The organism is Pseudomonas sp. CHM02 (assembly GCF_000612585.1).
Taxonomy (GTDB): Bacteria; Pseudomonadota; Gammaproteobacteria; order Pseudomonadales; family Pseudomonadaceae; genus Aquipseudomonas.
On sequence record NZ_JFCA01000043.1, the window covers coordinates 32,733 to 58,387 of the forward strand.

Genomic DNA, 25,655 nt, shown 5'->3' on the forward strand with positions numbered 1-25,655 from the left:
GGTCTCCATGGTTATTGTTCGAGGAAGTCGCCGAGGGCGTGGAAGAAACCGTCGAGGTCATCCCACGGAATCATGTGCCCGGCATTGGGTACGCGGGCGACCTGGAGACTGGGTTGCAGGTTCTGGATCTCGGCAATGTCTTCATCGAGAATCACACCACCGCGCCCCGCCACCATCAACAGGGCAGGGGCCTTGAGGTGGGGCAGGTCCTGGTGGAAGTCCACCGTGTGGAAGTCATTGAAGGCACGCACAATGGCGGGCTCGTAGCAGGTGTGCAGCCATTCGGCGCGCAGTTGCAGTTGTTCGTCGGTCCAGGTGGCGCAGAAGGCGCGCATCGCCTCGGCGTCCATGCCCACCAGGGATTGGCGGATCGAGTCGACGTACCACGGCAGCTTGCTAGGGTATTCGCGGCGGCCCGGGCCGGACACCGGCGGGTCGATCAGCACCACGCGGTTGACGCCCCGGGGATGCAGCACGGCGCTGCGCACGGCAAACCGCGCGCCCATGGAGTGGCCCATCAGGTGGTAGCTGTGCAGGTTCAATGCATCGGCAAAGGCACCGATGTCCTCGGCGCAGGTGTCCGCGCTGTAGTCCAGCTCGGGGCCGGTGGACGACAAGCCGCGACCGCGCACATCCAGCACGTAGGTGTCGAACTGCGCGCCGAGACGCTCGGCCACGAAGCCCCAGGTGATCGCCGGGCTGGTGATGCCGGGGATCAGGATCAGCGCGGGGCCCTTGCCGCCATAACGCAGGTAGTGCTGGCGAATGCCATTGGCCTGCACGTTGCCGCCGTAGAGGAAGGTGCTCACGCGGCCACCCCCGATTTCAGTTCCTGGGCGTACAGGTCATAACCGTAGACCCAGGCCGGATCTTCCTGAGTACGCAGCCAGGTGTTGGCGTTGGACACCGCTTGTACCCGTGATGCACGTTCCTTGCGGTTGGCTTCGTAGAGCTGGAATGCGGTGCGGTAGTCGCTGATGCCGGTTTCCTGCAGGCAGCGGGTGAGCATCGCTGCGTCTTCGATGGCCATGCCGGCGCCCTGGGCCATGTGGGGCTTCATCGGGTGGCAGGCGTCGCCGAGCAGCACCAGGCGACCACGGCTCCACAACGGCAGCGGGTTGCGGTTGCGCAGCGGCCATTTGGTCACGCTTTCGGTGGATTCGATCAGGGCCTGGACGGTGGGGTGGTAGCCCTTGAAGGCGTCGAACATCTCTTCGCGGCTGCTGTCGACGAACGCGCCCTGGAAGTCCCATTCGGCATGGGGCACGCCGGTCACGTAGTAGTACTCGTCGCGCTTGCCGGTGGTGTAGTAGACCATCATGTGGCGGTCTTCGGTCCACCACTTGATGCAGTCTTCGAACTTGAGGTCGTACTTGGCCAACTGGTCGCCACGGATCAGCGCACGGTGCGCGACCCAGCCGCTGTACAGCGGTTTTTCCACACCCAGCAGTTCTTCGCGGATCTTGGAATTGATGCCGTCGGCGCCGATCACGATGTCGGCGTAGGTCACCTCGCCATCGGCGAAGGTCAGGCGCACCTGGGTGTCGGTTTCTTCGAGGGTTTCCAGGCGCTTGTTGAAATGCAGGGTACCGGGCTTGAGGGTCGACATCTGCAGGGCGTGCAGGTCGCCACGGTGCACGGTGATGTACGACGCGCCGTAGCCGGTGAGCGGGATGCGCGACAGGTAGTCGCCGGTTTCGCCGCAACGGCTGAACCAGTGCTCGGGGTGCGAGCCCATCAGGTCCAGCTGCTTTTCGATGCCCATGCGGCGAAAGATTTTCATGATGTTGGGGCCCATGTGGATCCCCGCACCCAACCGGGAAAACTCCGGCGCCTGCTCATAGACATCCACGTCGAAGCCAGCTTGCTGCAACAGGGTGGCAGCGGCGGCACCGCCGAGGCCGGCACCGACGATGGCGATTTTCTGAGTGCTTCCCATGGGGCGTGTTCCTCTCTCTTTTTGATTTTTGGCGGCGTCTGTCCGCAAGGTTTTTAAAGTGTATACGCTCATTTTTTCAAATGGGAAGCCCACGGTTAAAAATTTATTTTTGGCCGTACTTATCCCCTGTAACGCGATGTAGCCAATAAATACTGGGGTTGTTTCGATAGGTAACGTTTTGGCGCGCCGCTTGCAGTCTGTTCGTAATTCGGGTCTTATCGTTATTAAATGGCGTATACGCTATAAAAATGCACTAGAGTGAAGCGCAGTGCTTGAACTTGGTGCAGGCCCACAGGAGACAGGAAAATGCCGGTAAGCGATTGCGAACTGACCCAGATGTTTGAACACGTGTTGACGTTGTCCAAGGTCGACCCGACCCAGAGCGTTGCCGTGCTCAAGAGCCATTACTCCGACCCGCGCACCGTGCGTGCGGCGATGGACGCTGCGCAGCGCCTGGGGGCCAAGGTGTATGCGGTGGAGTTGCCGTCGTTCAACCATCCCAAGGCCATGGGCAACGACATGACCGCCTACTGCGGCGACACCGCGCTCACCGGCAATATCGCAGCGCAACGTGCGCTGGAAGCCGCTGACCTGATCGTCGACACCATGATGCTGCTGCACTCGCCGGAGCAGGAGCAGATCCTCAAGACCGGCACACGCATCCTGCTGGCCGTGGAACCGCCGGAAGTGCTGGCGCGCATGCTGCCCACCGAAGAAGACAAAGTGCGCGTGCTGGCGGCCGAGCAGTTGCTGAAAAAGGCGCGCTCGATCCATGTGAAGTCCCGCGCCGGCAGTGATTTTCGCGCGGCCCTGGGGCAATACCCGTCGGTGACGGAATACGGTTTTGCCGATGAGCCGGGGCGCTGGGACCATTGGCCCAGCGGCTTCCTGTTCTCGTGGCCCAACGAAGAAACCGCCGAAGGCGTGCTGGTGCTGGATATCGGCGACATCCTACTGCCGTTCAAGACCTACACCCGCGAGAAGATCACCCTGGAGATCGAGAAGGGGTTCATCACTAAAATCCAGGGTGGTTTCGAGGCCGAGTACCTGCGTGACTACATGAAGTACTTCAACGACCCCGAGGTGTACGGTATCTCCCATATCGGCTGGGGCTTGCAGCCGCGGGCGCAGTGGACGGCCATGGGCCTGCACGATAAGAACGATGGCATGTGCATGGACGCGCGGGCGTTCTACGGCAACTTCCTGTTCTCCACCGGCCCGAATACCGAAGTGGGCGGGACGCGCAAGACGCCTTGCCATATGGACATTCCGCTGCGCAATTGCGATGTGTACCTGGATGACGAAGCGGTGGTCATCGCCGGTGACGTCGTCGCCCCGAAAGCCTCCCTGGCCCGCTGAAGATCCATTGTGGGAGCTGGCTTGCCTGCGATAGCGGTGGATCAGCCAGCCAGGCTTTGGCTGACAGACCGCTATCGCAGGCAAGCCAGCTCCCACAGTTTGATAGTGTTTCTTCAGGGAGTGCCTTGAGTCCTTCCAGCAAGCCCGCCATCATACTTCTCAATCCTATGCCACCCACCGAGCTCCGCCGTGCCTGATTCCTACGTCTTTTCTGAACAAGTTGGCCACCTGCTGCGCAAGGCCTACCAGCGCCACCTGGCGATCTTTCAGCAGAATGTCGGCGACTCCCAGCTTACCGCCGTGCAGTTCGTGACCCTGTGTGCGTTGCGCGATCACGGTGCAAGTTCGCTGACCGAACTGGTCAAGGCCACTGCGGTGGACCAGGCGACCATTCGCGGGATTGTCGAGCGGCTCAAGGCCAAGGAACTGATCAGCCTGGAACCGGACCCGCAGGACAAGCGCAAAGTCGTGGTGGACCTGTCCCCAGCAGGCGCCGAACTGGTCGCCCAGACCGCGCCGCGCGCCGCGCAGATCAGCGAACTGACCATGAGCAATCTCAACCCCGCCGAACGGGTAGCGGTGCTGTTCCTGCTGCGCAAGATGATCGACGACCCGCAGGAATAATTGTGGTGAGCGGGCTTGCCCCGCGCTGGGGCGCGAAGCGGCCCTGAAACCAGACACCGCCATTCATCTGGAAGAACTCAGTGGCATTATTGGGGCGGCTGCGCCACCCAGCGCGGGGCAAGCCCGCTCACCACAACATGACTCCCATCCCCCCTTTGGCATTGATCTTGCTCTGAGTTGATGTAGTAGCCACTTCACCAGTCAAGTGTGTCGTGAGACCCCAGGTCCGCGACGCTTTTTTTTGACTGTTTAATGTAGTGCCTACTTCACCAACTGTTACGGGCGAAGCGAATGATCAGCCAGCACATCACGGTAGCCCTTGAGGTCAACGGGCAAAAAAGCGAAGTCAGCGCCATGGCGGACACGCCGCTGTTGCTGATACTGCGCAATGACCTGCAACTCAATGGCCCCAAATACGGCTGCGGCTTGGGGGAGTGCGGTGCGTGCACCGTGATCATTGACGGTGTGGCGGCCCGCTCCTGCGTGTTTCCACTGGCGGGTGCGGTGGGGCGCGAGATCGTCACCCTCGAAGGCCTGGGTACGCGCCAGGCGCCGCATCCGGTGCAACAAGCCTTCATCGATGAGCAGGCCGCGCAGTGCGGTTACTGCCTCAACGGCATGATCATGACCACCAAGGCCTTGCTCGACCGTAACCCCAACCCCAGCGAAGCCGAGGTGCGCAACGAGCTGTCAGGCAACCTCTGCCGTTGCGGTACCCATATCGAAATCCTGCGCGCCGTGCTGCGTGCCGCCCGCCTGATGACAGTGGATTGATGACCATGACCGACATACCGCTTTCCCGTGACCAGTGGCTGGCCAAGGCCGGTGTCCTGTTGATCGTCGATGATGTGCTGCCACCCTCGGGGCCGGTAGCCAAGGGCGGCACGCCCACCGTGAAGCCCAAGGAACTGGGGCTGTTCATTGCCGTGAACGATGACGGCCTGGTGTATGCGTTCAACGGCCATGTGGACCTGGGCACCGGCATTCGTACCTCGTTGGCACAGATCGTGGCCGAAGAACTGGACCTGGCGATGGACCAGGTGAAGATGGTGCTCGGCGACACCGAACGCGCACCGAACCAGGGCGCGACCATTGCCAGCGCCACGTTGCAGATTTCTGCGGTGCCCCTGCGCAATGCGGCAGCCGAGGCGCGGCGGTTCCTGCTGGCGCGGGCTGCGGGGCGCTGGGGGGTGAGCACCGCCAGTCTCAAGGTGGATGCCGGCGTTATTCAAGCGGCGGACGGACGCACCACCACCTACTTTGAGTTGGTCAGCGGCCAGCACGACCAACTGCGCATCAGCGGTAACGCGCCGTTGAAGGCTGCCGAGGACTATCGCCTGGTGGGCAAGGGCGCCGCACGCGTGGATATCCCCGGCAAAGCCACCGGCGAGCTGACCTACGTGCACGACATGCGTGTGCCGGGCATGCTCCATGGCCGGGTGATTCGCCCGCCGTATGCCGGGCTCGACTGCGGGGATTTTGTCGGTAATAGCCTGCTGCGCGTCGACGAATCCTCCATTGCGCATATCTCCGGCGTGGTCGCGGTGGTGGTGATCCGCGATTTCGTGGGCGTGGTGGCCTTGCGAGAAGAGCAGGCAATCAAGGCCGCACATGAGTTGCAGGTGCACTGGAAACCCTGGAACAACGCCTTGCCGGACATGAGCGATGTCGAGCAGGCCATCCGCGACAACCCCCGTGTGCGCCGCACCGTCCTCGATCAGGGCTCTGTGGATGACGCCCTGGCCAATGCCAGCCAACGCATGCCTCGCAGTTACCTGTGGCCGTACCAGATGCATGGTTCGATCGGCCCGTCCTGTGGCGTGGCGGATTACTCGCCGGCCGGCAGCCGGGTATGGTCGGGCAGCCAGAACCCGCACCTGCTGCGCGCCGACCTGGCGTGGTTGCTGGAGTGCGATGAAGCCCTGATCGACGTGATCCGCATGGAGGCCGCCGGCTGTTACGGGCGCAATTGCGCCGACGATGTGTGCGCCGATGCCTTGCTGTTGTCCCGTGCAGTCGGCAAGCCGGTGCGCGTACAGCTGACCCGCGAGCAGGAACACCTGTGGGAGCCCAAGGGCACCGCGCAGTTGATGGATGTGGACGGCGGCCTCAACGCCGACGGCAGCATCGCGGCCTATGACTTTGAAACCAGCTACCCCTCCAATGGCGCACCGACCCTGGCGCTGTTGCTCACCGGTCGCGTCGAGCCGGTGGCGGCGATGTTCGAGATGGGTGACCGCACCTCGATCCCGCCCTACGACATCGACAATATGCGCGTGACTATCAACGACATGGCGCCCATCGTGCGCGCCTCGTGGATGCGTGGCGTATCGGCCTTGCCCAACACCTTTGCCCACGAATCCTATATCGACGAATTGGCCTTTGCCGCCGGCGTCGACCCGGTGGAATACCGCCTGCGCTACCTTAAGGACGAACGAGCCATTGACCTGGTGAAATCCACCGCCGAACGCGCCAACTGGGCACCGCGCACCGCGCCGATGCAAACCGCCAACGAGGATCATCTGCTGCGTGGCCGTGGCTTTGCCTACGCGCGCTACATCCACAGCAAGTTCCCCGGTTTCGGCGCGGCGTGGGCGGCCTGGGTGGCGGATGTGGCCATCGACAAACAGACCGGCGATGTGTCGGTGACGCGTGTGGTGATCGGCCATGACTCGGGGATGATGATCAACCCGGCCGGGGTGCAGCACCAGATTCACGGCAATGTGATCCAGTCCACCAGCCGCGTGCTGAAGGAGCGGGTGACCTTTGAAGAGTCGACGGTGGCGAGCAAGGAGTGGGGCGGCTATCCGATCCTGACCTTCCCGGAAGTGCCGCAGATTGACGTGATGATGATGCCGCGCCAGGACCAGCCGCCCATGGGCGCCGGTGAGTCGGCGTCGGTGCCCAGTGCGGCGGCGATCGCCAATGCGATCTATGACGCCACCGGCATTCGGTTTCGCGAGTTGCCGATTACCCCGGAGCGGGTGCTGGCGGCGCTGAATGCGGCGACCCTCGGCGAGCCTGCGAAGTCGCCGCAGAAGCGCAGGAAGTGGTGGTTCGGCGCACTGTTCGCCACCCTGGGCGCGGTGTTGGCGACAGCCTGGCCGTTCCATAATGAAATCGCGCCGATTGCTCCGCCCAACGCCGGCACCTGGTCCAAGGCGACCCTGGAACGCGGGCGGTTGCTGGCGGCGGTGGGGGATTGCGCGGTGTGCCATACGGCGCCCGGCGGTGCGACCAATGCCGGTGGGTTGGCCATGGAAACGCCGTTCGGCACGCTGTACAGCAGCAATATCACCCCGGACGTGAAGACCGGGATCGGCGCCTGGTCGTACCCGGCTTTCGAACGGGCGATGCGCGATGGTATTGGCCGTGACGGACGCAACCTGTACCCGGCGTTTCCCTATACGGCGTTTCGCAATATCAACGACGCGGATATGCAGGCGCTGTATGCCTACCTGATGTCCCAGGCGCCGGTGAGCCAGGCGCCGACGCCGAATGCGATGCGCTTTCCGTTCAATATCCGGCCGTTGATGGCGGGGTGGAATGCCCTGAACCTGCGGCGCGGTGAGATCTCGGTGCAGCCTGAGCGCAGCGAGCAATGGAATCGCGGCAATTACCTGGTCAACGGCCTGGGCCACTGCGCGGCCTGCCATTCGCCGCGCAACCTGATGGGCGCGGAGAAGGGCGGCAAGTCCTTTCTGGCCGGTGGCAGGGTCGATGGTTGGGAGGCGCCGGCCCTCAACGGCTTGTCCAAGGCGCCGACGCCGTGGACCGAGGACCAACTGTTTAGCTACCTGAGCACCGGCTATTCCGATGCGCACGGCGTGGCCGCAGGCCCAATGGGGCCAGTAGTGAGTGAGTTGTCGAAACTGCCCAAGACGGATATCCGCGCGATGGCGGTGTACCTGGCCTCGCTCAACGGTGATGCGGCTGCCGAGGCCCAGGTGGTTGCGGCGGCCGGCGTGCCGAATCCCAACGGACGACGGGTGTTCGAAGGTTCCTGCAAGGCCTGCCATGCGGATGGCCTGGGACCCAAACTGTTTGGAGTGAGCCCGTCGTTGGCGACCAATACCAATGTGCACAGCGATCAGCCGGATAATTTGATCAAGGTGATTCTGCAAGGCATCAGCAACCCGGCGACCAAGGATCTGGGGTATATGCCGGGGTTCAAGGACAGTTTGTCCAATAGCCAGGTGGCGGAGCTGGCGGCGTACCTACGCGGCAACTTCGCGCCGAACGCGCCGCAGTGGAAGGGCCTGGAACAGAAAGTGGCGCATTTGCGCGCCAATCCCGGTACGCACTGACAGTTCCAGGCGTATGAAGATCAAATGTGGGAGCTGGCTTGCCTGCGATAGCGGTCCTCCAGGCAACATTTCCAGTGACTGACACACTGCAATCGCAGGCAAGCCAGCTCCCACAGTTTGATCGCCTTTTTACCGGGAGGACGGCGTGACGCCACGTACGACCAGGTCACTGATAAACCCCAGCCAATCCTGCTGCTGGCCCTTGCCCGCCAGGTCTTCACCGAGGAACGAGCTAAGGGTGTGGCGGTTGGAGTTATAGAAGTAGCACAGCGAGGCAATCATCAAGTACACGTGCTTGAGGTCCACATCCAGGCGGAAAATGCCCTGGGCCTGGCCGGCCTCGATGATCGGTCGCAGCACGCCGACCGCTTCGCCCGCTAACCGCCGCATCTCGCCGGACTGTTGCGCGTGCTTGCCCTGGTGCAGGTTCTCGATGCTCAGGATCGCGACGAATTCCGGGTGTTTGACGTAATAGTTCCAGATAAACGCCACCAGGTCGCGCAGGGCCTGTTCCGGCGCGTCGAGGTTGAGCTTGAGCATGCTTTCGGCTTTGTTGAACTGCTCGTAGGTGTGCTCCAGCACGCAGACGAACAGGTGTTCCTTGCTGCCGAAATAGTAATAGAGCATGCGGTCGTTGGAGTCGGCTTCCTTGGAGATGGTGTCGACACGCCCACCGGAATAGCCATCGCGGGTGAACACCTTGACCGCTGCCTGGAGGATGCGCGCGCGGGTCTGGTCGGCCTGTTGGGCGCGGATGCCGGTCTTCTTGATCGCCATATCAAAGGGCCTTGCAGGACAGTCTGGGCGCGAAATATAGCATGGGCTTTTTTCGGGCCGTTCTGTGACCGACAGGTTCTGTAATAAAAACGCCATTGCGCTGGGGATTAAATCCGCAACGGGCTATTTTGGTGCGTCTCAATAACTAGAGTAGCCATGGATGAAATACCAACCCTTCAGCCGTACCTTGATTGCCACAGCCCTGGTGTTGACGGTCGGTGGTGTGCAAGCCGCGTCCCAGGCCCCAGTGGCCGGTGAAAATGGCATGGTGGTGACGGCCCAGCATTTGGCAACTCACGTGGGCGTGGATGTGCTCAAGGCCGGCGGCAATGCGGTCGATGCGGCTGTAGCCGTGGGCTATGCGCTGGCAGTGGTGTACCCGGCGGCGGGTAACCTGGGCGGTGGCGGCTTCATGACCGTGCAACTGGCGGACGGGCGCAAGACCTTCCTCGATTTCCGTGAAAAAGCCCCGCTGGCGGCCACTGCCGACATGTACCTGGACAAGGACGGCAACGTCGTCGAAGGCCTCAGCGCCAAGGGCCACCTGGCCGTCGGCGTACCCGGCACCGTTTCGGGGATGGAACTGGCCCTGAGCAAATACGGGACGCTCAAGCGCGCCCAGGTCATCGCCCCGGCGATCAAACTGGCGGAAAACGGCTTTGCCCTGGAGCAAGGGGATATCGACCTGCTGCACACCGCCACCGGCGAGTTCGAAAAAGACAAGGACATGCGCGGGATCTTCCTGCACAACGGCCAACCGCTGCAGGTAGGCCAGAAGCTGGTGCAGAAAGACCTGGCCAAGACGCTCAAGGAAATCTCGGCCAAGGGCAGCGACGGTTTCTATAAGGGGTGGGTCGCCAAGGCGCTGGTGGATTCCAGCCAGGCCGGCAAAGGCATCATCACCCAGGCCGATCTCGACAAGTACAAGACTCGCGAGCTGGCGCCCATCGAGTGCGACTACCGCGGCTACCACGTGGTCTCGGCACCGCCTCCGAGCTCCGGCGGCGTGGTGATCTGCCAGATCATGAACATCCTCGAAGGCTACCCGATGGCCGACCTCGGCTATCACTCGGCCCAGGGCCTGCACTACCAGATCGAAGCCATGCGCCACGCCTATGTGGACCGCAACAGCTACCTCGGCGACCCGGACTTCGTGAAGAACCCGATCGAGCACCTGCTGGATAAAAACTACGCGACAAAACTGCGCGACGCGATCGAACCGCAGAAGGCCGGTGATTCCCAGGCGATCAAGCCGGGCGTGTCGCCCCATGAAGGCAACAACACCACCCACTATTCCATCGTCGACAAGTGGGGCAATGCGGTATCGGTCACCTACACCCTCAACGACTGGTTCGGTGCGGGCGTGATGGCGAGCAAGACCGGGGTGATCCTCAACGATGAGATGGATGACTTTACCGTCAAGGTCGGCGTGCCGAACATGTACGGCCTGGTCCAGGGTGAAGCCAACGCCATCGCACCCGGCAAGGCACCGCTGTCGTCGATGAGCCCGACCATCGTGACCAAGGATGGCAAGGCCGTGATGGTGGTGGGTACGCCGGGTGGCAGCCGCATCATCACCGCCACCTTGCTGACGATCCTGAATGTCATCGACTACAAGATGAACATCCAGGAAGCCGTGGATGCGCCGCGTTTCCACCAGCAATGGATGCCGGAAACCACCAACCTGGAGACCTTCGCGGTCAGCCCGGACACCCAGAAGATCCTCGAAAGCTGGGGCCACAAGTTCGCCGGTCCGCAGGATGCCAACCACTTGGCGGCGATCCTGGTCGGCGCGCCGTCCCTGGGTGGCAAACCGGTGGGCAACAACCGCTTCTACGGTGCGAACGACCCGCGTCGCAATACCGGGTTGTCGCTGGGTTACTGAGTCGTGAGGTGGTGATGCAGGTGGGCCAGGGACAGCGCCAGGCTGTCATGGGATAACTGGAGGGCGGCGCCCTCGGCGCTGCCCTGGGCAGCCGGCATCACCCGTTCGAACATGTGGTTTTCATACGCCTGTACGGCCGCCGTGCAGTCAGGCGTCTCCAGCAGGTGCTGCGCCAGTTCGGCAGCATCCAGCATCGCCGCATTCACCCCTTCGCCACCGAATGGCGACATCAAGTGCGCCGCATCCCCGATCAACGTCAACCCTTGACGGTGGGACCAGCGATGGCCGACCGGCAGGGCATGGATAGGCCTGGCCACCACGGTCTCGTTCGCCGCATCAAACAGCGCCAGCACATCCGGGTGCCAGCCACTGAACTGGGCTTTCAGGGCCGGTAGGCTGAGATGGTCGACGGCCCAATCGGTCGGCACGCGGAAAATCGCGTAGCCACGCAAATGCGCATGGGCATTGCGTTGCACGATGAGTGCCTTGGCTTCCCCGGCGACCTCCAGTTTGCCTCGGCCCACCAGTCGGGCGAGGTGCGGGTGCTGGCGGTCGACATCGTCTATGCCGAATTCGATGAAGGTCAGCCCGCTGTACTGTGGCTGATAGGACGACAATAGCGGGCGCACCTTTGACCAGGCGCCATCGGCACCGACCACCAGGTCGAACGGGCCGTGCGTGACCGGCCCCTGGTGCAGTGCCCAGCACCTGTCACCGACCGGACGGACTTCGTCGATGCGGACGCCCCACTTCACGCAGCCGTGCGGCAGTGAGTCCAACAGCGCCTGGCGCAGGGCGGTGCGGTCGACTTCGGGACGATCCCCTGCATCCGGGTTGGGGTCTTCGAACAACAGGTTTGCGTGGTGATCCATCAGGCGCGAGCCCTGGTCTTCGTACCGGGCGATGCGCTTGAACGCGTGTTCCAGGCCGGCACGCTGGAGGGCGAGCTGGCCGGATTCGACGTGCAGGTCCAGCGTGCCACCTTGCGGGCGTTCGAGCGGTCCGCCTTCGCGTTCGAACACGGTAACGGCCAGGCCATGGCGATAAAGGATTCGGGCCAAGGTCAATCCGCCGGGGCCGGCGCCGACAATGGCGATGCGCAACGAGTTCGTCATGAGATTGTCCTTGGCGATGTTTATAGGATCCTATACATTTAGTTCATAGGATCCTATGGAAAGTCAACGCCGCCATGAATGTTCAATCGCCCGCTCCCAACCCGATGCAACAGATCGGCCTGGCCAACCGCGGCTTCGTTCGCCTCTACGAAGGCCGCTTGAAAGCCTTGGGCTTTGCCGTCGCACAGATTCCGGTGCTGGTGGCGCTCAAGTACAGCGAGGGCTTGCCCCAGGCCGAACTGGTGCGCATCGCCCGCGTCGAACAGTCGAGCATGGCGCAGTTGCTGGGGCGCATGGAGCGTGATGGCATGATTGAACGCGTCGCCGACCCGGCGGATAAACGCAGCCGGCTGATCACTCTGACCGACGCGGCACGCGAACGCATGCCTGCAGCCCGCGCGATCATGCAGCAGGGCACCGCGCAGGCGCTGGAGGGTTTCAGTGAAGAAGAGCAGGCGACCTTGCTGGCGTTGCTGCTACGGGTGAATGCCAACCTGGAGCGTGCCGGCGAGTAGCTGTTCAACCGCCGCAAACGCGATGGCGCGGCGTTGTTCCCAATTGCCGCGAATCACCAGGACCGGTTGTCGATGTTGCTCGATCCAATCCAGGCTGCCTTGGAAAAACGCCCGGCGATCCTCCAGTTCCGGTTGGCAGCGTTGGCCATCGGCGGTCCACTCCACATCCTCCGGCGATAGCAGCAGGTGCAGGTCGTAGTGACGCGCGAGCAGTTCGCTGTCGAGCCAGGCCGGGCAGTCGCCGAACAGGGTCTGGCTCCAGAGCGCGTTGGTGAGCAAATGCGTGTCGAGGATCAGCAGTTCGGGTTGACGGGCGCGGGCGGCATCTTCCCAGGCCAGTTGGCCACGGGCGATGTCCGGGATGTCCGCCAGGGTGGTGTCGCGTTGATGGAGGTCGATGAAATAGCGCACGTATTCACCCACCATCACGCCGCCGAAATGCGCGTGCAGCGCTGCCGCCAGCCAGCTTTTGCCGCTGGACTCGGGGCCGGCCAATACCACCACCTTCATGCGTGCAACGCCGGGTCGGCGCGCCATTCGCGCCAGCCTTGCACGGCGATCACGGTGAACAGTGCGTAGAGCGCCGCGGTGAGGTACAGGCCTTTGTAGAGGAACAGCCCGACGAAGATCACATCCACGGCAATCCACAGCGGCCAGCATTGCACGCGTTTCTGCGCCATCCACATTTGCGCCACCAGGCTGAAACCGGTGAGGGCGGCGTCCAGCCAGGGCTGGGCAGCATCGGTCCAGTGGGCCATGGCGGCGCCAAGCAGCAAGCTGCCGGCAGCGCCCACCGCCAAGCTGGCGATGATGGCCGGCACACCGAGGCGGGTGACCTGGCGCCCTTGCTTGATCTCGCCGGCGCGGGTCCACTGCCACCAACCGTAGACCTGCAGCGCGGCATAGACCACTTGCAAGAGCATGTCGGAATAGAGTTTCACCTCGAAGAACACCCAGGTGTACAGCAACACCATCACCAGCCCGATCGGCCAGCACCACGGGTTCTGCTTGACCGTCAGCCACACGGCGATCACCCCCAGGGCGGCGGCGAACAGTTCAAGCCCGGACATGGTGGTTCCTTGGGAGAGTGGGAGAGGGCGGGGATTGTAACCAAAGAAGAATGGCGTAGGCATTATCTCTGTAGTGAGCGGGCTTGTTGTAGTGAGCGGGCTTGCCCCGCGCCGGGCTGCGCAGCAGCCCCAGATAAGTACGCCGCCTACTGCCTGACAGTCTGCGGTGATTGGTTTCAGGGCTGCTGCGCAACCCGGCCGGGGCAAGCCCGCTCACTACAACAACACCGCCCACGGGAGTGTCAGACTTTGAATTGTCGCAGCAGGCCGTCGAGTTGGTCGCTCAGGCCACGCAAATGCGCACTCGCCACGCTCGACTGTTCCGCCGCCAGTGCGGTGCTGTGGGACAGGCCGGCGGCCTGGGTGACGTTCTGGTTGATGTCTTCGACCACATGAGCCTGTTGCAGGGTGGCGCTGGCAATCGAGGCGTTGAGGCCGTTGAGGTTGCGCAGGGCCTGGCCGATGGCGGTCAGGCTGGCGCCCGCCTGGCCGGCCTGTTCGATGGTCAGTTGCGAGGCGCTGTGGCTGTCGCTGATGACCTTGACCGCCGCTTCCGAGTGGCCTTGCAGGCGCTCGATCATGCCCTGGATCTCGGCGGTGGATTTCTGCGTGCGCTGGGCCAGCAGCCGCACTTCATCGGCCACCACGGCAAAGCCTCGGCCTTGCTCACCCGCGCGTGCCGCTTCAATCGCGGCGTTGAGGGCCAGCAGGTTGGTCTGGTCGGCGATCGAACGGATCACTTCGAGCACGCTACCGATCTGGGTACTTTCAGCCGACAGGGTGCGGATCACCTCGACTGCCTGGCTGATGGTGCCGGAGAGCTGGTCGATCTGCTGCAGGCTGCCGTCGATATTCACCTGGCCTTGTTGCGCCTGGGCCTGTGCGTCGCGCATTTCGCTGGCGGCGTGTTCGGCGTTCTTGGCCACATCCTGCACGCCGTAGGTGACTTCATTGATGGCGGTGGCCACCAGTTCCATCTGCTGCGACTGCTGCTGGCTGCGGTCATGGGCCTGGGTGGCGTTGTTGCCCAGTTCCTGCGAGGACTGACCCAGGGCGTTGGCGCACACCTGCAACTGGCCGACGACCTGGCGCAGCTTGGCGGTGAAACTGTTGAAGTGCCGGGACAGTTGGGTGACTTCGTCCTGGCCGAGGGTGTCGAGGCTGCGGGTCAGGTCGCTCTCGCCGCTGGCAATGTTGCCCATGGCGTTCACGGCGTCCTGCAACGGCCGCACGATGCTGCGGGCGATCAGCGAGACCAGCAACGCCATGACCAGCGCGATACCCAGGCCGATGAACGAGGCTTTCCAGACCTGGCCGCTGAACTCGGCCTGCACATCATCCACGTACACGCCGGAGCCGATAATCCAGCCCCATGGCTCGAACAGTTGGATATACGAGGTCTTGGCCACCGGCGCCTCGGCGCCCGGTTTCGGCCAGCGATAGTTGACGATGCCGGCGCCCTTGGCCTTGGCCAGGATCACGAACTCGTTGAACACGGCAAACCCGTCCGGGTCGCGGATGGCCGACAGGTTCTGGCCGTCGAGCTTGGGGTTGGCTGGATGCATGATCATCACGGGCGTGAGGTCGTTGATCCAGAAATAGTCGTCATGGTCGTAGCGCAAGCCACGCACTGCGCTCAAGGCTTGTTTCTGGGCGGCTTCGCGGGTCATGACACCGGTGGTTTCGAGGCCGTGATAAAACGTCAGGATCCCGCTGGCGGTCTGGACCACGTGTTGGGTCTGCTGGCGCTTGGCCTGGTACAGGTCGTCATGAATCTGCTTGAGCATCAGCAAACCCAGGGCCAGCAGCATCAGCACGGCGACTATCAGGATCAGCCAGAGGCGCCGGCTGATCGACATATTGCGCAAACTGTTCATCGTCCTGTCACTCCGTGCTTTTTATAATTGTGGGTGCTGCATCGACTTTTCCGCCTTGTCTGATAGGCTTTCGGCCTGTATTCGGAAAACCTGAGTACTGTCTGATTTTTCACAGGATTTTTGCAGGCCGGCGTTGAGAATAAACACCGGGCCTCGTCGTCAGTGAACCATTAAAAAGATTAACAAGGCTTGCCATAGAGCAAGACCTTCGGGGGAAGCATGGATTTTTGGACCGCCATTCAGGCAGTGATTCTTGGCGTTGTGGAGGGGCTTACCGAGTTTCTGCCGATTTCCAGCACGGGTCACCAGATCATCGTCGCCGACTTGCTCGACTTTACCGGCGACCGTTTCAACGCATTCAATATCATCATCCAACTGGGCGCCATCCTGGCCGTGGTCTGGGAGTTCCGTGGCAAGATTTTCGAAGTGGTCAGCGGTCTGCCGACCCAGCGCAAGGCCCAGCGGTTTACCGCCAACCTGCTGATCGCCTTCCTGCCGGCGGTGGTGTTGGGCGTGATTTTCGCCGACCTGATTCACCACTACCTGTTCAATCCGATCACCGTCGCCACGGCGCTGGTGGTGGGCGGCATCATCATGTTGTGGGCCGAACGCCGCGAGCACGACGTGCACGCTGAAACCGTCGATGACATCACCTGGAAAGATGCGCTCAAGGTCGGCCTGGCCCAGTGCCTGGCAATGATCCCCGGCACCTCGCGCTCGGGCTCGACCATCATCGGCGGCCTGCTGTTCGGACTGTCACGCAAGACCGCCACCGAGTTCTCGTTCTTCCTGGCAATGCCGACCATGGTCGGTGCGGCGGTGTATTCGGGCTACAAGTACCGTGACCTGTTCCAGCCCTCGGACCTGCCGGTGTTCGCCATTGGCTTCGTCACTTCGTTTATCTTCGCAATGATCGCGGTCAAAGGCCTGCTCAAGTTCATTGCCAGCCACAGCTATGCCGCGTTTGCCTGGTACCGCATCGCGTTCGGCCTGCTGATCCTGGCGACCTGGCAGTTCGGCTGGATCGACTGGGCGGCCGCCAAGGCATGATGATCCAGCACCCACGCCTGAAAGCGGCGATCTTCGTGCTGTTGTGCGCAGCGCCGTTGCTGGGTTCAGTGCTGGTGTGGCAGCGCGGCGAAACCGTCATCCCACTGGCGGCCTATGGCGTGGTCAGCGTCATCGCGTTTTTCCTCTACTGGAGCGACAAACGCAAGGCACGCACCGACAGCTGGCGCACCCCGGAAAACATCCTCCACGCCGTCGAACTCGCGGGCGGCTGGCCAGGAGCGCTGATTGCCCAACAAGTATTCCGGCACAAGACGCGGAAGGTGTCTTATCAAGTGCTGTTCTGGGTGATCGTGCTGTTGCATCAAGTGTTCTGGTTGGACCAACTGTTCCTGGGGGGCACCCTGTGGTCAGTCCTATAGCTACAGGGTTACGGGCACACCGAGCGTTGGGGCAAGAGCCATTTGCTGACTTTGGGCTGGGCCGGCATTCCGGCTTTTCCAAAGTGAGCCGCCGTAAGGGCGGAACCCATAGCAGACGTTACCCAAATAACGGATATGTACCCGGTCTGATCCAACATCCTGGGCGGCTGTCAGGCCGCCTTCGCAGGCAAGCCAGCTCCCACATTTGGATCGCAGGGCAACAGTTGGAGAGTGGTCGGCTGTGAGCCCCCTCACCAAAGACCCAGCGCCATCCCCAGATACCTACACCTCCAGCAACAACCCAACCTGCGTACGCTTGGGCAACTTACTCACCACCAACTGATGGGACCGTTGCAACAAACCCCGCAACTCCTCGGCACCCAGCGGATAGGGCGTATTCATGATCACCCACTGTGCCCGCGCCAGATACGGCGCCGGGTGAATGCCAGGGCGGTCCACATGCCCCAGGAACAACGCCTTGTCGACCTTGAACGCCAACGACTCACCGCGCAGATTCTGCAGCGCAAACATCTTATTGCCCGCAATCGAAAACACCCGCACGCCACCCCATTTATAGTCTTCCCGCGCACCCGGCAGGCTCAGGCAGAACGCGGCGACTTGTGCTTCGGTCATCTTCATAACAGGCGGTCTCCACACCCTTTGAACCCTTCTTCCAGGTAATCGATCCACGCGCGAATGGCCGGCAACACGCCACGGCGATGCGGATACACCGCTTGCAGCCAGCCACCCGGCAAGGACCATTCCGGCAGCAGTTGCACCAAGCGGCCACTGGCCAGTTCCTCTTCACAGTACATCATCGGCAAAACGGTAAAGCCCAGGCCCATGATCGCGCTGGCTTTGCGCACGATAAAGTCGTCAATACCCAGCCGGGCCTCCATCGCCAAGTCGTGAGCGTTGCCCTGGGGATCGAGAATGCGCTGATGCACCAGGCGATCCGCCTCCAGCGCGCCGAGGATCGGCAACTGCTTGAGGTCCTCCAGGGTCGCTACGTGATGATCGAGCATCAGCGCGGGGCTGGCCACCAGCACGGTCTGGGCCTGACGCAGGCGCTTGGTGACCAGCAGCGGGTCTTCATCGCCGAGTTCGCGTACGCGCAACGCCACATCTATGCCTTCGGCCACCAGGTCGACGCGGCGATTGACCAGGGTCATTTCCAATTGCACCTGAGGGTGGGCAGCGAGAAACCCCGCGACCAGTTCCGGCAGAATGTGCTGGGCCATGCCCACCGGGCAGCTCACCCGCAGTCGCCCACGGGGTTCACTGGACATGCTGGCCACTGCCTCATCGGCCATTTCTGCTTCCAGCAGCATGGCCTGGCAATGCCGCAGGTAGCGCTCGCCGACGGCGGTGAGGGTCAATTGACGGGTGGTGCGTTGCAGCAGGCGCGCGCCGAGGCGTTCTTCCAACTCGGCGATGCGTCGCGACAGGCGGGATTTGGGAATGCCGAGCATGCGCCCGGCCGCCGCGAAGCCGCCGGCTTCGACGACTTTGGCGAAATAGTAGAGGTCGTTGAGGTCTTGCATGGTCCGCCTCAAAAAACGGTAGGAGCGAGCTTGCTCGCGAAAAACGTCAACGATAACGCAGCGCATCGGGTTTATCGCGGCGTTCTCGGGTTTTTCGCGGGCAAGCTCGCTCCTACCGTGGAGGTAGCAGGCGCCTCAGTGGGTGAATCAGGCGCTTAGAACTGCGCGCCCGCCATCAACACATACTTCACATGCACGTACTCTTCGATCCCGTAGTAGCTGCCTTCGCGGCCATAACCGGACTGTTTGATCCCGCCAAACGGCACCGACGCGGTGCCCACCGATCCCGAGTTGAGAATCACCATGCCGGCCTCCAACTGGCGCGACAGGCGCAGCGATCGCCCCAGCGCGCTGGTGTAGGCATAGGCGACCAGGCCGAATTCCGTCTGGTTGGCGCGGGCGATCACTTCCTCTTCGTCCTTGAACGAATAGATCGCAAACACCGGCCCGAAGATTTCCTCGGTCGCCAGGGGGGAATCATCCTGCAGGCCGGTCAACACCGTTGGTTCGTAGAACAGGCCACCCTTGGCGTGAGGTTTGCCACCCATCAGCACGGCGGCGCCGGCGGCCTTGGCGCTTTCTACCAGGCGCACGACTTTGTCGAAGCCCAATTGATTGACCAGCGGGCCGACCACGAAGTCTTCACGCAAGCCCTGGTCCACTTCGATCGCGGCCACCGCATGCTTCACGCGCTTGATGAAGTCTTCGAGGATGCTGTGTTGCACAAAAATCCGGTTCGGCGAGATGCACACCTGGCCCGAGTTACGCAGCTTGGCGCTGACCAACCCCTTCACCGCCTCATCCAGGTTGGCGTCCTGGAACACGATAAACGGCGCGTTGCCGCCCAGTTCCAGGGTCATCTTCTTGATGCTCGCCGCGCATTGTGCGGCGAGCAGTTTGCCGACGCCGGTGGAGCCGGTGAACGAGATCTTGCGGATACGCGGATCGCCCGTGAGGATCAGGCCGATCTCCTTGGGGTCGCCGACCACCACTTCCAGCACGCCTTCCGCGATCCCGGCCTTGCGTGCGTATTCCAGCAACTTGAAGGCGGTCAGCGGTGTGTCTTCAGCGGGCTTGATCACCATGGTGCAACCGGCGGCCAGGGCCGTGGCGACCTTGCGGGTGATCATCATGAACGGAAAGTTCCACGGCGTGATGGCGGCGACGGGGCCGATGGCTTCCTTGGTCACCACCACGTTGGCATTGCGGTCGTGGGTAGGGATGGTATCGCCATACACGCGCTTGGCTTCTTCGGCGTACCACTCGATAAAGCCAAGGCCATAGTCGATTTCGCCGCGCGCTTCGCTGAGGCATTTGCCGTTTTCGCGGCAGAGCAGTTCGGCGAAGGCTTCCTTGTCGGCTTTTACCGCGTCGTGCCAGCGGCGCAGGATGTCGCTGCGCTCCTTGGCGAGTCTGCCTGACCATTCGGGGAAAGCCGTGCAGGCACGGTCGACGGCGGCCTTGACCTCGTCCGCAGTGTTCTTGGCGACACGGCCGATTTCTTCACCGGTGGCGGGGTTGTAGACGATAAGCATGGGGAATCTCCGAGGGCTGAAAGTGCTGTTCAGGCTACGGAACTGCTGTGTTCGAGCGAATATCCATTCCAATGTGCTGATTGCCTAATCCTATAAGTCCATAGCGTCGGCACCGGTTGCGGGGTACCGTGACGTTTTACCCAGGGGCCCGTCGCCATGGACCGTACAGACAGAATCATCGAGTTGATGGGCAGCCTGGCGCCTGTCGAAGGCTACAACCTGAGCGCCCTCGATGACGTGCGCTTCCTGCGCTCCAACCAGCCGCTGCACCGGGTGCCGGTGCTCTACGACCCCGGCATCGTGATCGTCTGCCAGGGTCGCAAGCGTGGTTATCTGGGGGATGAGGTTTACCTGTATGACGCCCAGCACTATCTGGTGGTATCCGTGCCGGTGCCGTTCACCATGGAGACCGACGCCAGCGAAGCCGAACCGATGCTGGCGGTGTACCTGCGGCTGGATTTCACCCTCGCAGCGGAGCTGATGGTGGCGCTGGATGACTTTCCGGGACTGGTCGACGCCAAGCCTCGGGGCATGTATTCCTCGCCCATGGATGAGTCACTCAGTGAGTCGTTGCTTCGCTTCCTGGAAGCCATGCATGTGCCGATGGATGCGCACATACTCGGTCGGGCGCTGATGCGCGAAATCTACTATCGGATCCTCACGGGCGAGCAGGGTGGTTCGATGCGCGCCGCGTTGAATCGCCAGGGCCAGTTCGGCAAGGTGGCGCGGGCGATTCGCAAGATCCATGGGTGCTATGACCAGCCCCTGGACGTAGAGACGTTGGCCAGCGAGGCGATGATGAGCGTGCCCAGTTTTCACGCGCATTTTCGCACGGTCACCGACACGTCGCCGATGCAGTACCTCAAGTCCACGCGCCTGCACCAGGCGCGTCTGCTGATGCTGCGCAACGACATCACCGCCGCCACGGCCTGTGCCAAGGTAGGCTATGAAAGCGCTTCGCAGTTCAGTCGCGAGTTCAAGCGTTTCTTCGGGCGCACGCCGCAGGAAGAAATCCAGTGGATGAAGCGTACCTATGCGTTGCCGGCGCCTACGTCGGCGTCGATTTACGTGTCGTCGCACTGAGCAGTGTGATCAACAGCGCCAGCCCGGCAAATGCCGCACCGGTCAGCGCCTGGCCTTGCCAGCCGTAGTGCTCGGAGGCAAAGGCGCCGGAGGCCGAGCCCAAGGCGCCGCCGATAAAATAGATCACCATGAACACCGTGTTCAGGCGACTGGTGGCCGCCGGTTCCAGGGCCAGCACGCGGGTCTGGTTGGCGAGCTGGTTGATACGATTGCCCAGGTCGAGGAAGGTCGCCGCGATCAGGATCGGCCACCACCAGCCCTGGGGGCCGAGCGTGAAAATCAGCAGGAACGCGACCAACACCGTGCCGATGCCGATCCATTCGAGCAATTGCCCATGGCGCCGGGTTTGCTGGCCGATCGTGGACGCGCAGAGAATGCCGACAATGGCCGACAGCCCCAGCAGGCCGGCCTGCGCGCTGGAGAACCCATACGGCGGCAAGGCCAGCAACGCCGCCATCGACCCCCAGAACACGTTGAGTGCACCGAACACCAGGCCGCCCTTGATCGCCGATTGGCGCAGGGTGGCATGTTGCCGGGCCAGGCCCCACAGGGATTTGAGCAGTGCGCCGTAGGGGAGTCTGCTGGTGGACACCGACACTGGCATGCGCGTGAGAATCGCCAGGAACAGCAGCACATCCAGCGCTGCAGCGACGGCGAACATGCCGCGCCAGCCCAGCCAGCCGCTGAACACGCCGCTGACGGTACGGGCGAGCAAACCACCGGCCGACAGCCCGCTGACCATCAGGCCGAGCACCGCACCTTTTTGCACCGGCTCACTGAGGTCCGACGCAGCGGGAATAATCACTTGGGCGCTGATACCCGACAGGCCCAGCAGCACGCTCGCCATCAGCAACCAGGTGTAGGACGGCGCGGTGGCCGAGGCCAGCAGGCTGACAAAGTTGATGCACAGCACCGCCAGAATCAACGTGCGCCGGCTGATGCGGTCGCCGAGCGGCACAAACAGCAGCAAGCCGCAGGCGTAGCCCAACTGGGTGAGCATCGCGATCTGCCCGACATGGGCAGTGGACACCTCGAAGGTGCCCGCAATCAGCGGCAGCATGGCCTGGTTGTAGTAGATCGTGGCGACCGAAAACCCGCAGCAGATGGCGAGGATCAGGCTCAGGCCCTTGGTCAGAACGGGGGAGTGTGGCGGCATGGCGGGTCCAGTGGCGGTCGGAACTGCGGCGAGCATGCCGCGAAGTTTCGGTGAAAGCCAGAACCGTAGAGGATTGGGCAATAACGCGACAGGATCAGGCCGTGGTGTTTTTGGATTGTCTCGTCAGTGGGACGAACAATCGCATTTGAGCCCTCTAATCGTTTATTCGGATCATCTGTAGGATCAACTCCACTTGATCGCCACGTCGCGATCCTCACTTGGAGATCCCGCATGAAACTGTTGCATATCGATTCCAGCATCCTCGGCGACAACTCGGCCTCCCGTCAGCTCAGTGCTGGCGTGGTCAAGGCCTGGCGAGCGGCGGAGCCGGGTCTGGAAGTGACCTACCGCGACCTGGCCAGCGAAGGCATCAACCACTTCTCCGGCGCGACCCTGGGTGCCTTGGGCACTGCCGCCGAACTGCGTGATGCTGCGCAAAAACACGAGGCTGAACTGAGTGCATCGTCGCTGGCTGAGTTCCTCGCCGCTGATGCGGTAGTGGTGGGTGCGCCGATGTACAACTTCACCATTGCGACCCAATTGAAAGCCTGGATCGACCGCATCGCCGTCGCCGGCCAGACGTTCCGCTACAGCGAAGCCGGTCCGGAAGGCCTCTGCGGCAACAAGAAAGTCATCATCGTGTCCACGGCCGGTGGCCTGCACGCCGGCCAAGCTTCCGGCGCCGCCCATGAAGGCTACCTGAAACTGCTGTTCGGCTTCCTCGGTATCACCGACATCGAGATCGTGCGTGCCGAGGGCCTGGCCTACGGTGACGAAGTGCGCAGCAAAGCCCTGAGCGACGCCAACGTACTGATCAACGAACAATTGTTCGCCACCGCGTAAGGCTTGTGTAAATTTCGCCCTTCCTCGGTTTCAATCTGAAGCCGGGCGCCTAAACTCTGTATTCTGCTCGCTTCAAAGCGAGCGGAGTACGGAGTTTTTTCGTTTGCCCGCTGTCATTACTTTGGCCCAGGTTGTGCAAGCATGGGTTTAACAACCTGGACGTTTCTTCGATATGTCGGTTCTCACGCAGCAAAGGTGGACATCCCCATGATGCGTCTTTGTGCTGTTATGGTTCTTTCGCTGCTCGGCGGCCTGATTTCAGTGCACGCCGCACCGGCACCGCACCCGCATTGGAGTGTGGGCTTCCATCGCATGACGTTTCTTGATCCGCTGGACCTGCAGCCGATGAAAGCCGTGGCCTTTTACCCGTCCACCGGCCTTGAGCACACCACGCAATTGGGCGCCTATCACGTCGCCGCCACTGAAGACGCCAAGATCGCCATCGGCCGTTTCCCGATGCTGATGTTGTCCCACGGCAACACCGGCACACCCCTGGCCCTGCACGACCTGGCCACCTCGTTGGCGCGCAAGGGTTTCGTCGTGGTGGCGGTGCTGCACCCTGGCGACAACTATAAGGACCACAGCCGCCTGGGCACGGTGAGTAACCTGTATGGCCGGCCGATCCAGATTTCCGAAGCGATCACTGCCACGTTGGGCGATCCAATGCTGTCGCCGTTCGTCAACGTCGATCAGGTGGGGGTGATCGGTTATTCAGCCGGCGGCGAGACCGCGTTGATCCTGGCCGGTGCCAAGCCGGATTTCGACCGCCTGCGCCGTTACTGCCAGGAGCGCCCGGAAGACCGCGACGCGTGCACCACCAAGGGCGAACTGGTGGTGGACCGTGACGACCTGCAACCGCAATCCGACCCGCGCATTCATGCCTTGATGTTGATGGCGCCGCTGAGCCTGATGTTCGGCCGTCACACCCTCGCGGACGTGCATGTGCCGGTGCTGCTCTACAGCGGTGACGGCGACAAGCTGGTCGCCGTGGACAAGAACGCTGCGGCCCTGGCGCGCAAACTGCCGGAACCGCCTGACTTCAAACTGCTGGCCGGGGCCGGGCACTTTGTGTTCATGGCGCCGTGCGACAGCGACCAGTTGGCCGCGATGCCGGCGATCTGTACCGATGCCGACGGCGTCGACCGTGAAGGTATTCACCGCGACCTGATTTCCGAGGCGGGGCGTTTTTTCAGCCACACCCTCGGCCAATCCACCCGCGCAGGCTTGCAGACGGCTGATCAGTAAGCGCGGCGCTTGAGCAGCAGGGTCAGGCCCAGGGCGATCACCGAGAGCAGTGCCGCGCAGAAGAAGATCCAGCCGTAGCCGAGGTTCAGCGCCACGGCGCCCATCAGCGGTCCCGCAATCGCCAGGGCCAGGTCGAAAAACACCGCATATGCACTGAGCCCCGCGCCACGGCTGCTGTTGGGCACCTGTTTGATCGCCTCCACGCCCAGCGCCGGGTACACCAGCGACAAGCCAAAACCGGTCAACCCGGCACCGACCAATGCCACGCCCGTGGACGGTGCCAGCCACAGCAGCGTCAGGCCCAGGGTTTCGATGGTCATGCAGGCAATCGCCGCCCTGAAGCCGCCAAAGCGGCTGATGGCCGAGATGAACACCAAACGCGACAGGATGAAGCACACGCCAAATACCGTGAGGCAGTACGCCGCGCCGGTCCAGCCGCGATTGAGGTAGTACAGGGTGATAAAGGTGGTCAGGGTGCCGTAGCCAATCGAGGCCAGGCACAGGCTTGCGCCAAACGGCGCGATGCGCCCGAACACGGCCCAGAACGGCAAGCGCTCACCACGCACCACCGGCACCGAGGGTTTGTTGCGGATCAGCACCAGGCCCAGTGCGGACAACACCGCCAACGCGATACCCAGGCTGTTGTAGCCGTACTCGGCCACCATCACCACGCCCAGCGGCGCACCAATGGCGATGGCGCCGTAGGAGGCGATGCCGTTCCATGAAATGGAGCGCGCGGTGTGCTCCGCTCCGACGGCGCCCATGCACCAACTGATGGTGCCCACGCCAATCAGCCCTTGGGCCACGCCCAGCAATAGGCGGGCAACGATCAGGATGCCCAGGCTCAATGACGGCAGGCTGTCCACCAGCGTGGCGAAAAACGTCAGCACGCCACTCGCAAGAATCCCGGCCAACCCCAGCACAATCGCGCGTTTGGTGCCCACGGTGTCGGACATGCGCCCGGCCATGGGACGGCTGAGCAGGGTGGCCAGGTATTGCGAACCGATCGTGACCCCGGCCACCACCGCGCTGAAACCCAGTTGCTCATGCACATAGCCGGGAATGACCGCGATCGGCAGGCCGATGCAGATAAACGCGATAAAGGTGTAGAAGACGATGGAGACGATCTGCAGGGTGATCGACATTGAGCTGGGGGCGGCGGCAGACATGGGCACTCGTTCGCGGGCGGGCGGTGGGTGCATGATGGCAAGGGCTTGGGAGAAAAGGAAGCAGGCTAACTACTTTGTCTGATGAGCAGGCGCGTTGTGGCGAGCGGGCTTGCCCCGCGCTGGGGCGCGAAGCGGCCCCAATAGAAAACACCGCGTTCTGTCCGACAGAACGCGGTGTTCTT

General features: G+C 62.5%; 23 protein-coding genes. 11 read left to right on the forward strand and 12 right to left on the reverse strand.

Features of this window, described 5'->3' with window-relative positions; all coding sequences use genetic code 11:
- Positions 1-11 precede the first annotated feature (11 nt).
- Together BM70_RS0123370 and BM70_RS0123375 are read right to left on the reverse strand one after the other, a co-directional pair.
- Positions 12-809 carry an alpha/beta fold hydrolase gene (locus BM70_RS0123370; protein WP_025858278.1) on the reverse strand — a complete coding sequence of 266 codons (798 nt, stop codon included), beginning with the start codon at positions 807-809 and terminating at the stop codon, positions 12-14.
- Entirely contained in the window at positions 806-1,939 is a 1,134-nt protein-coding gene (locus tag BM70_RS0123375; RefSeq protein ID WP_025858279.1) for an FAD-dependent monooxygenase, read from the reverse strand. Before BM70_RS0123375 ends, BM70_RS0123370 begins: the two co-directional genes overlap by 4 nt.
- A 306-nt stretch (positions 1,940-2,245) precedes the next feature.
- On the opposite strand from BM70_RS0123375, the gene BM70_RS0123380 reads away from it, so the two are divergent.
- The 4 genes from BM70_RS0123380 to BM70_RS0123395 all read left to right on the forward strand — a co-directional run bounded on the left by BM70_RS0123380 (position 2,246) and on the right by BM70_RS0123395 (position 8,229).
- Entirely contained in the window at positions 2,246-3,298 is a 1,053-nt protein-coding gene (locus BM70_RS0123380; RefSeq protein ID WP_025858280.1) for a 2,5-dihydroxypyridine 5,6-dioxygenase, read from the forward strand.
- 189 nt (positions 3,299-3,487) lie between these two features.
- Positions 3,488-3,922, forward strand: a complete 435-nt coding sequence (locus tag BM70_RS0123385; protein ID WP_025858281.1) for a MarR family winged helix-turn-helix transcriptional regulator — start codon at positions 3,488-3,490, stop codon at positions 3,920-3,922.
- Between the two features lie 291 nt (positions 3,923-4,213).
- On the forward strand, positions 4,214-4,696 hold the full coding sequence (locus BM70_RS0123390) for a (2Fe-2S)-binding protein (RefSeq protein WP_025858282.1): 483 nt from the start codon (positions 4,214-4,216) through the stop codon (positions 4,694-4,696).
- 5 nt (positions 4,697-4,701) lie between these two features.
- On the forward strand, positions 4,702-8,229 hold the full coding sequence (locus tag BM70_RS0123395; RefSeq protein WP_025858283.1) for a molybdopterin cofactor-binding domain-containing protein: 3,528 nt from the start codon (positions 4,702-4,704) through the stop codon (positions 8,227-8,229).
- A gap of 129 nt (positions 8,230-8,358) precedes the next feature.
- Here the strand turns inward: BM70_RS0123395 and BM70_RS0123400 are convergent, their stop codons facing one another.
- Positions 8,359-9,006 (reverse strand): TetR/AcrR family transcriptional regulator, encoded by a 648-nt coding sequence (locus BM70_RS0123400; RefSeq protein ID WP_025858284.1) that lies wholly within the window; start codon positions 9,004-9,006, stop codon positions 8,359-8,361.
- 160 nt (positions 9,007-9,166) lie between these two features.
- Here BM70_RS0123400 and ggt point away from each other — a divergent pair, with 160 nt between their 5' ends.
- Entirely contained in the window at positions 9,167-10,891 is a 1,725-nt protein-coding gene (ggt, locus tag BM70_RS0123405) for a gamma-glutamyltransferase (RefSeq protein ID WP_025858285.1), read from the forward strand.
- Here the strand turns inward: ggt and BM70_RS0123410 are convergent.
- A complete protein-coding gene (locus BM70_RS0123410) occupies positions 10,885-12,006 on the reverse strand; it encodes an NAD(P)/FAD-dependent oxidoreductase (RefSeq protein ID WP_025858286.1) in 1,122 nt (373 codons plus the stop codon). The two genes, ggt and BM70_RS0123410, sit on opposite strands and share 7 nt — an antisense overlap.
- 74 nt (positions 12,007-12,080) lie before the next feature.
- Here BM70_RS0123410 and BM70_RS0123415 point away from each other — a divergent pair, with 74 nt between their 5' ends.
- Positions 12,081-12,521 carry a MarR family winged helix-turn-helix transcriptional regulator gene (locus BM70_RS0123415; protein WP_025858287.1) on the forward strand — a complete coding sequence of 147 codons (441 nt, stop codon included), beginning with the start codon at positions 12,081-12,083 and terminating at the stop codon, positions 12,519-12,521.
- Here the strand turns inward: BM70_RS0123415 and BM70_RS0123420 are convergent.
- The 3 genes from BM70_RS0123420 to BM70_RS0123430 form a co-directional block, all read right to left on the reverse strand.
- Positions 12,483-13,031: an AAA family ATPase gene (locus BM70_RS0123420; protein WP_025858288.1), complete on the reverse strand. Its 549-nt coding sequence runs from the start codon at positions 13,029-13,031 to the stop codon at positions 12,483-12,485. The two genes, BM70_RS0123415 and BM70_RS0123420, sit on opposite strands and share 39 nt — an antisense overlap.
- Positions 13,028-13,591: a nicotinamide riboside transporter PnuC gene (gene pnuC, locus BM70_RS0123425; RefSeq protein WP_025858289.1), complete on the reverse strand. Its 564-nt coding sequence runs from the start codon at positions 13,589-13,591 to the stop codon at positions 13,028-13,030. The genes BM70_RS0123420 and pnuC overlap by 4 nt, the downstream gene beginning before the upstream one ends.
- 242 nt (positions 13,592-13,833) lie before the next feature.
- A complete protein-coding gene (locus BM70_RS0123430) occupies positions 13,834-15,468 on the reverse strand; it encodes a methyl-accepting chemotaxis protein (RefSeq protein WP_025858290.1) in 1,635 nt (544 codons plus the stop codon).
- A gap of 219 nt (positions 15,469-15,687) precedes the next feature.
- Here BM70_RS0123430 and BM70_RS0123435 point away from each other — a divergent pair, with 219 nt between their 5' ends.
- Together BM70_RS0123435 and BM70_RS0123440 are read left to right on the forward strand one after the other, a co-directional pair.
- A complete protein-coding gene (locus BM70_RS0123435; protein ID WP_025858291.1) occupies positions 15,688-16,518 on the forward strand; it encodes an undecaprenyl-diphosphate phosphatase in 831 nt (276 codons plus the stop codon).
- Positions 16,515-16,898, forward strand: coding sequence for a DUF1294 domain-containing protein (locus BM70_RS0123440; RefSeq protein WP_025858292.1), 384 nt, complete (start codon positions 16,515-16,517; stop codon positions 16,896-16,898). The genes BM70_RS0123435 and BM70_RS0123440 overlap by 4 nt, the downstream gene beginning before the upstream one ends.
- Positions 16,899-17,180: 282 nt before the next feature.
- On the opposite strand, the gene BM70_RS0123445 is transcribed toward BM70_RS0123440, so the two are convergent.
- The 3 genes from BM70_RS0123445 to BM70_RS0123455 form a co-directional block, all read right to left on the reverse strand.
- The gene (locus BM70_RS0123445; protein ID WP_025858293.1) at positions 17,181-17,537 is read right to left on the reverse strand and encodes an MmcQ/YjbR family DNA-binding protein; all 357 of its coding nucleotides are present in this window, start codon (positions 17,535-17,537) and stop codon (positions 17,181-17,183) included.
- Positions 17,534-18,442 (reverse strand): LysR substrate-binding domain-containing protein, encoded by a 909-nt coding sequence (locus BM70_RS0123450; RefSeq protein WP_025858294.1) that lies wholly within the window; start codon positions 18,440-18,442, stop codon positions 17,534-17,536. The genes BM70_RS0123445 and BM70_RS0123450 overlap by 4 nt, the downstream gene beginning before the upstream one ends.
- Positions 18,443-18,597: 155 nt before the next feature.
- Positions 18,598-19,977 carry an NAD-dependent succinate-semialdehyde dehydrogenase gene (locus tag BM70_RS0123455; protein WP_025858295.1) on the reverse strand — a complete coding sequence of 460 codons (1,380 nt, stop codon included), beginning with the start codon at positions 19,975-19,977 and terminating at the stop codon, positions 18,598-18,600.
- Between the two features lie 156 nt (positions 19,978-20,133).
- Here BM70_RS0123455 and BM70_RS0123460 point away from each other — a divergent pair, with 156 nt between their 5' ends.
- Positions 20,134-21,060 carry an AraC family transcriptional regulator gene (locus tag BM70_RS0123460; RefSeq protein ID WP_025858296.1) on the forward strand — a complete coding sequence of 309 codons (927 nt, stop codon included), beginning with the start codon at positions 20,134-20,136 and terminating at the stop codon, positions 21,058-21,060.
- Here BM70_RS0123460 and BM70_RS0123465 read toward each other — a convergent pair.
- Complete coding sequence (locus tag BM70_RS0123465; protein ID WP_025858297.1) at positions 21,026-22,216, reverse strand: MFS transporter; 1,191 nt, start codon at positions 22,214-22,216, stop codon at positions 21,026-21,028. The two genes, BM70_RS0123460 and BM70_RS0123465, sit on opposite strands and share 35 nt — an antisense overlap.
- Positions 22,217-22,447: 231 nt before the next feature.
- Between BM70_RS0123465 and BM70_RS0123470 the strand changes: the two genes are divergently transcribed.
- Together BM70_RS0123470 and BM70_RS0123475 are read left to right on the forward strand one after the other, a co-directional pair.
- Positions 22,448-23,059, forward strand: coding sequence for an FMN-dependent NADH-azoreductase (locus tag BM70_RS0123470; protein ID WP_025858298.1), 612 nt, complete (start codon positions 22,448-22,450; stop codon positions 23,057-23,059).
- Positions 23,060-23,266: 207 nt separating this feature from the next.
- Positions 23,267-24,304, forward strand: coding sequence for a dienelactone hydrolase (locus BM70_RS0123475; RefSeq protein WP_025858299.1), 1,038 nt, complete (start codon positions 23,267-23,269; stop codon positions 24,302-24,304).
- Here BM70_RS0123475 and BM70_RS0123480 read toward each other — a convergent pair.
- Positions 24,298-25,473 (reverse strand): MFS transporter, encoded by a 1,176-nt coding sequence (locus BM70_RS0123480; RefSeq protein ID WP_025858300.1) that lies wholly within the window; start codon positions 25,471-25,473, stop codon positions 24,298-24,300. The genes BM70_RS0123475 and BM70_RS0123480 overlap by 7 nt on opposite strands.
- Positions 25,474-25,655: the final 182 nt, after the last annotated feature.

Coding starts and splice junctions, on each gene's coding strand:
- BM70_RS0123390 (WP_025858282.1), top strand. CDS start 4,214: ATGATCAGCCAGCACATCACGGTAGCCCTTGAGGTCAACGGGCAAAAA.
- BM70_RS0123375 (WP_025858279.1), bottom strand. CDS start 1,939: ATGGGAAGCACTCAGAAAATCGCCATCGTCGGTGCCGGCCTCGGCGGT.
- BM70_RS0123455 (WP_025858295.1), bottom strand. CDS start 19,977: ATGCTTATCGTCTACAACCCCGCCACCGGTGAAGAAATCGGCCGTGTC.
- BM70_RS0123435 (WP_025858291.1), top strand. CDS start 15,688: ATGGATTTTTGGACCGCCATTCAGGCAGTGATTCTTGGCGTTGTGGAG.
- BM70_RS0123400 (WP_025858284.1), bottom strand. CDS start 9,006: ATGGCGATCAAGAAGACCGGCATCCGCGCCCAACAGGCCGACCAGACC.
- BM70_RS0123395 (WP_025858283.1), top strand. CDS start 4,702: ATGACCGACATACCGCTTTCCCGTGACCAGTGGCTGGCCAAGGCCGGT.
- BM70_RS0123430 (WP_025858290.1), bottom strand. CDS start 15,468: ATGAACAGTTTGCGCAATATGTCGATCAGCCGGCGCCTCTGGCTGATC.
- BM70_RS0123470 (WP_025858298.1), top strand. CDS start 22,448: ATGAAACTGTTGCATATCGATTCCAGCATCCTCGGCGACAACTCGGCC.
- BM70_RS0123440 (WP_025858292.1), top strand. CDS start 16,515: ATGATGATCCAGCACCCACGCCTGAAAGCGGCGATCTTCGTGCTGTTG.
- BM70_RS0123445 (WP_025858293.1), bottom strand. CDS start 17,537: ATGAAGATGACCGAAGCACAAGTCGCCGCGTTCTGCCTGAGCCTGCCG.
- BM70_RS0123380 (WP_025858280.1), top strand. CDS start 2,246: ATGCCGGTAAGCGATTGCGAACTGACCCAGATGTTTGAACACGTGTTG.
- BM70_RS0123465 (WP_025858297.1), bottom strand. CDS start 22,216: ATGCCGCCACACTCCCCCGTTCTGACCAAGGGCCTGAGCCTGATCCTC.
- BM70_RS0123410 (WP_025858286.1), bottom strand. CDS start 12,006: ATGACGAACTCGTTGCGCATCGCCATTGTCGGCGCCGGCCCCGGCGGA.
- BM70_RS0123475 (WP_025858299.1), top strand. CDS start 23,267: ATGATGCGTCTTTGTGCTGTTATGGTTCTTTCGCTGCTCGGCGGCCTG.
- BM70_RS0123450 (WP_025858294.1), bottom strand. CDS start 18,442: ATGCAAGACCTCAACGACCTCTACTATTTCGCCAAAGTCGTCGAAGCC.
- BM70_RS0123480 (WP_025858300.1), bottom strand. CDS start 25,473: ATGTCTGCCGCCGCCCCCAGCTCAATGTCGATCACCCTGCAGATCGTC.
- pnuC (WP_025858289.1), bottom strand. CDS start 13,591: ATGTCCGGGCTTGAACTGTTCGCCGCCGCCCTGGGGGTGATCGCCGTG.
- BM70_RS0123460 (WP_025858296.1), top strand. CDS start 20,134: ATGGACCGTACAGACAGAATCATCGAGTTGATGGGCAGCCTGGCGCCT.
- BM70_RS0123420 (WP_025858288.1), bottom strand. CDS start 13,031: ATGAAGGTGGTGGTATTGGCCGGCCCCGAGTCCAGCGGCAAAAGCTGG.
- ggt (WP_025858285.1), top strand. CDS start 9,167: ATGAAATACCAACCCTTCAGCCGTACCTTGATTGCCACAGCCCTGGTG.
- BM70_RS0123415 (WP_025858287.1), top strand. CDS start 12,081: ATGAATGTTCAATCGCCCGCTCCCAACCCGATGCAACAGATCGGCCTG.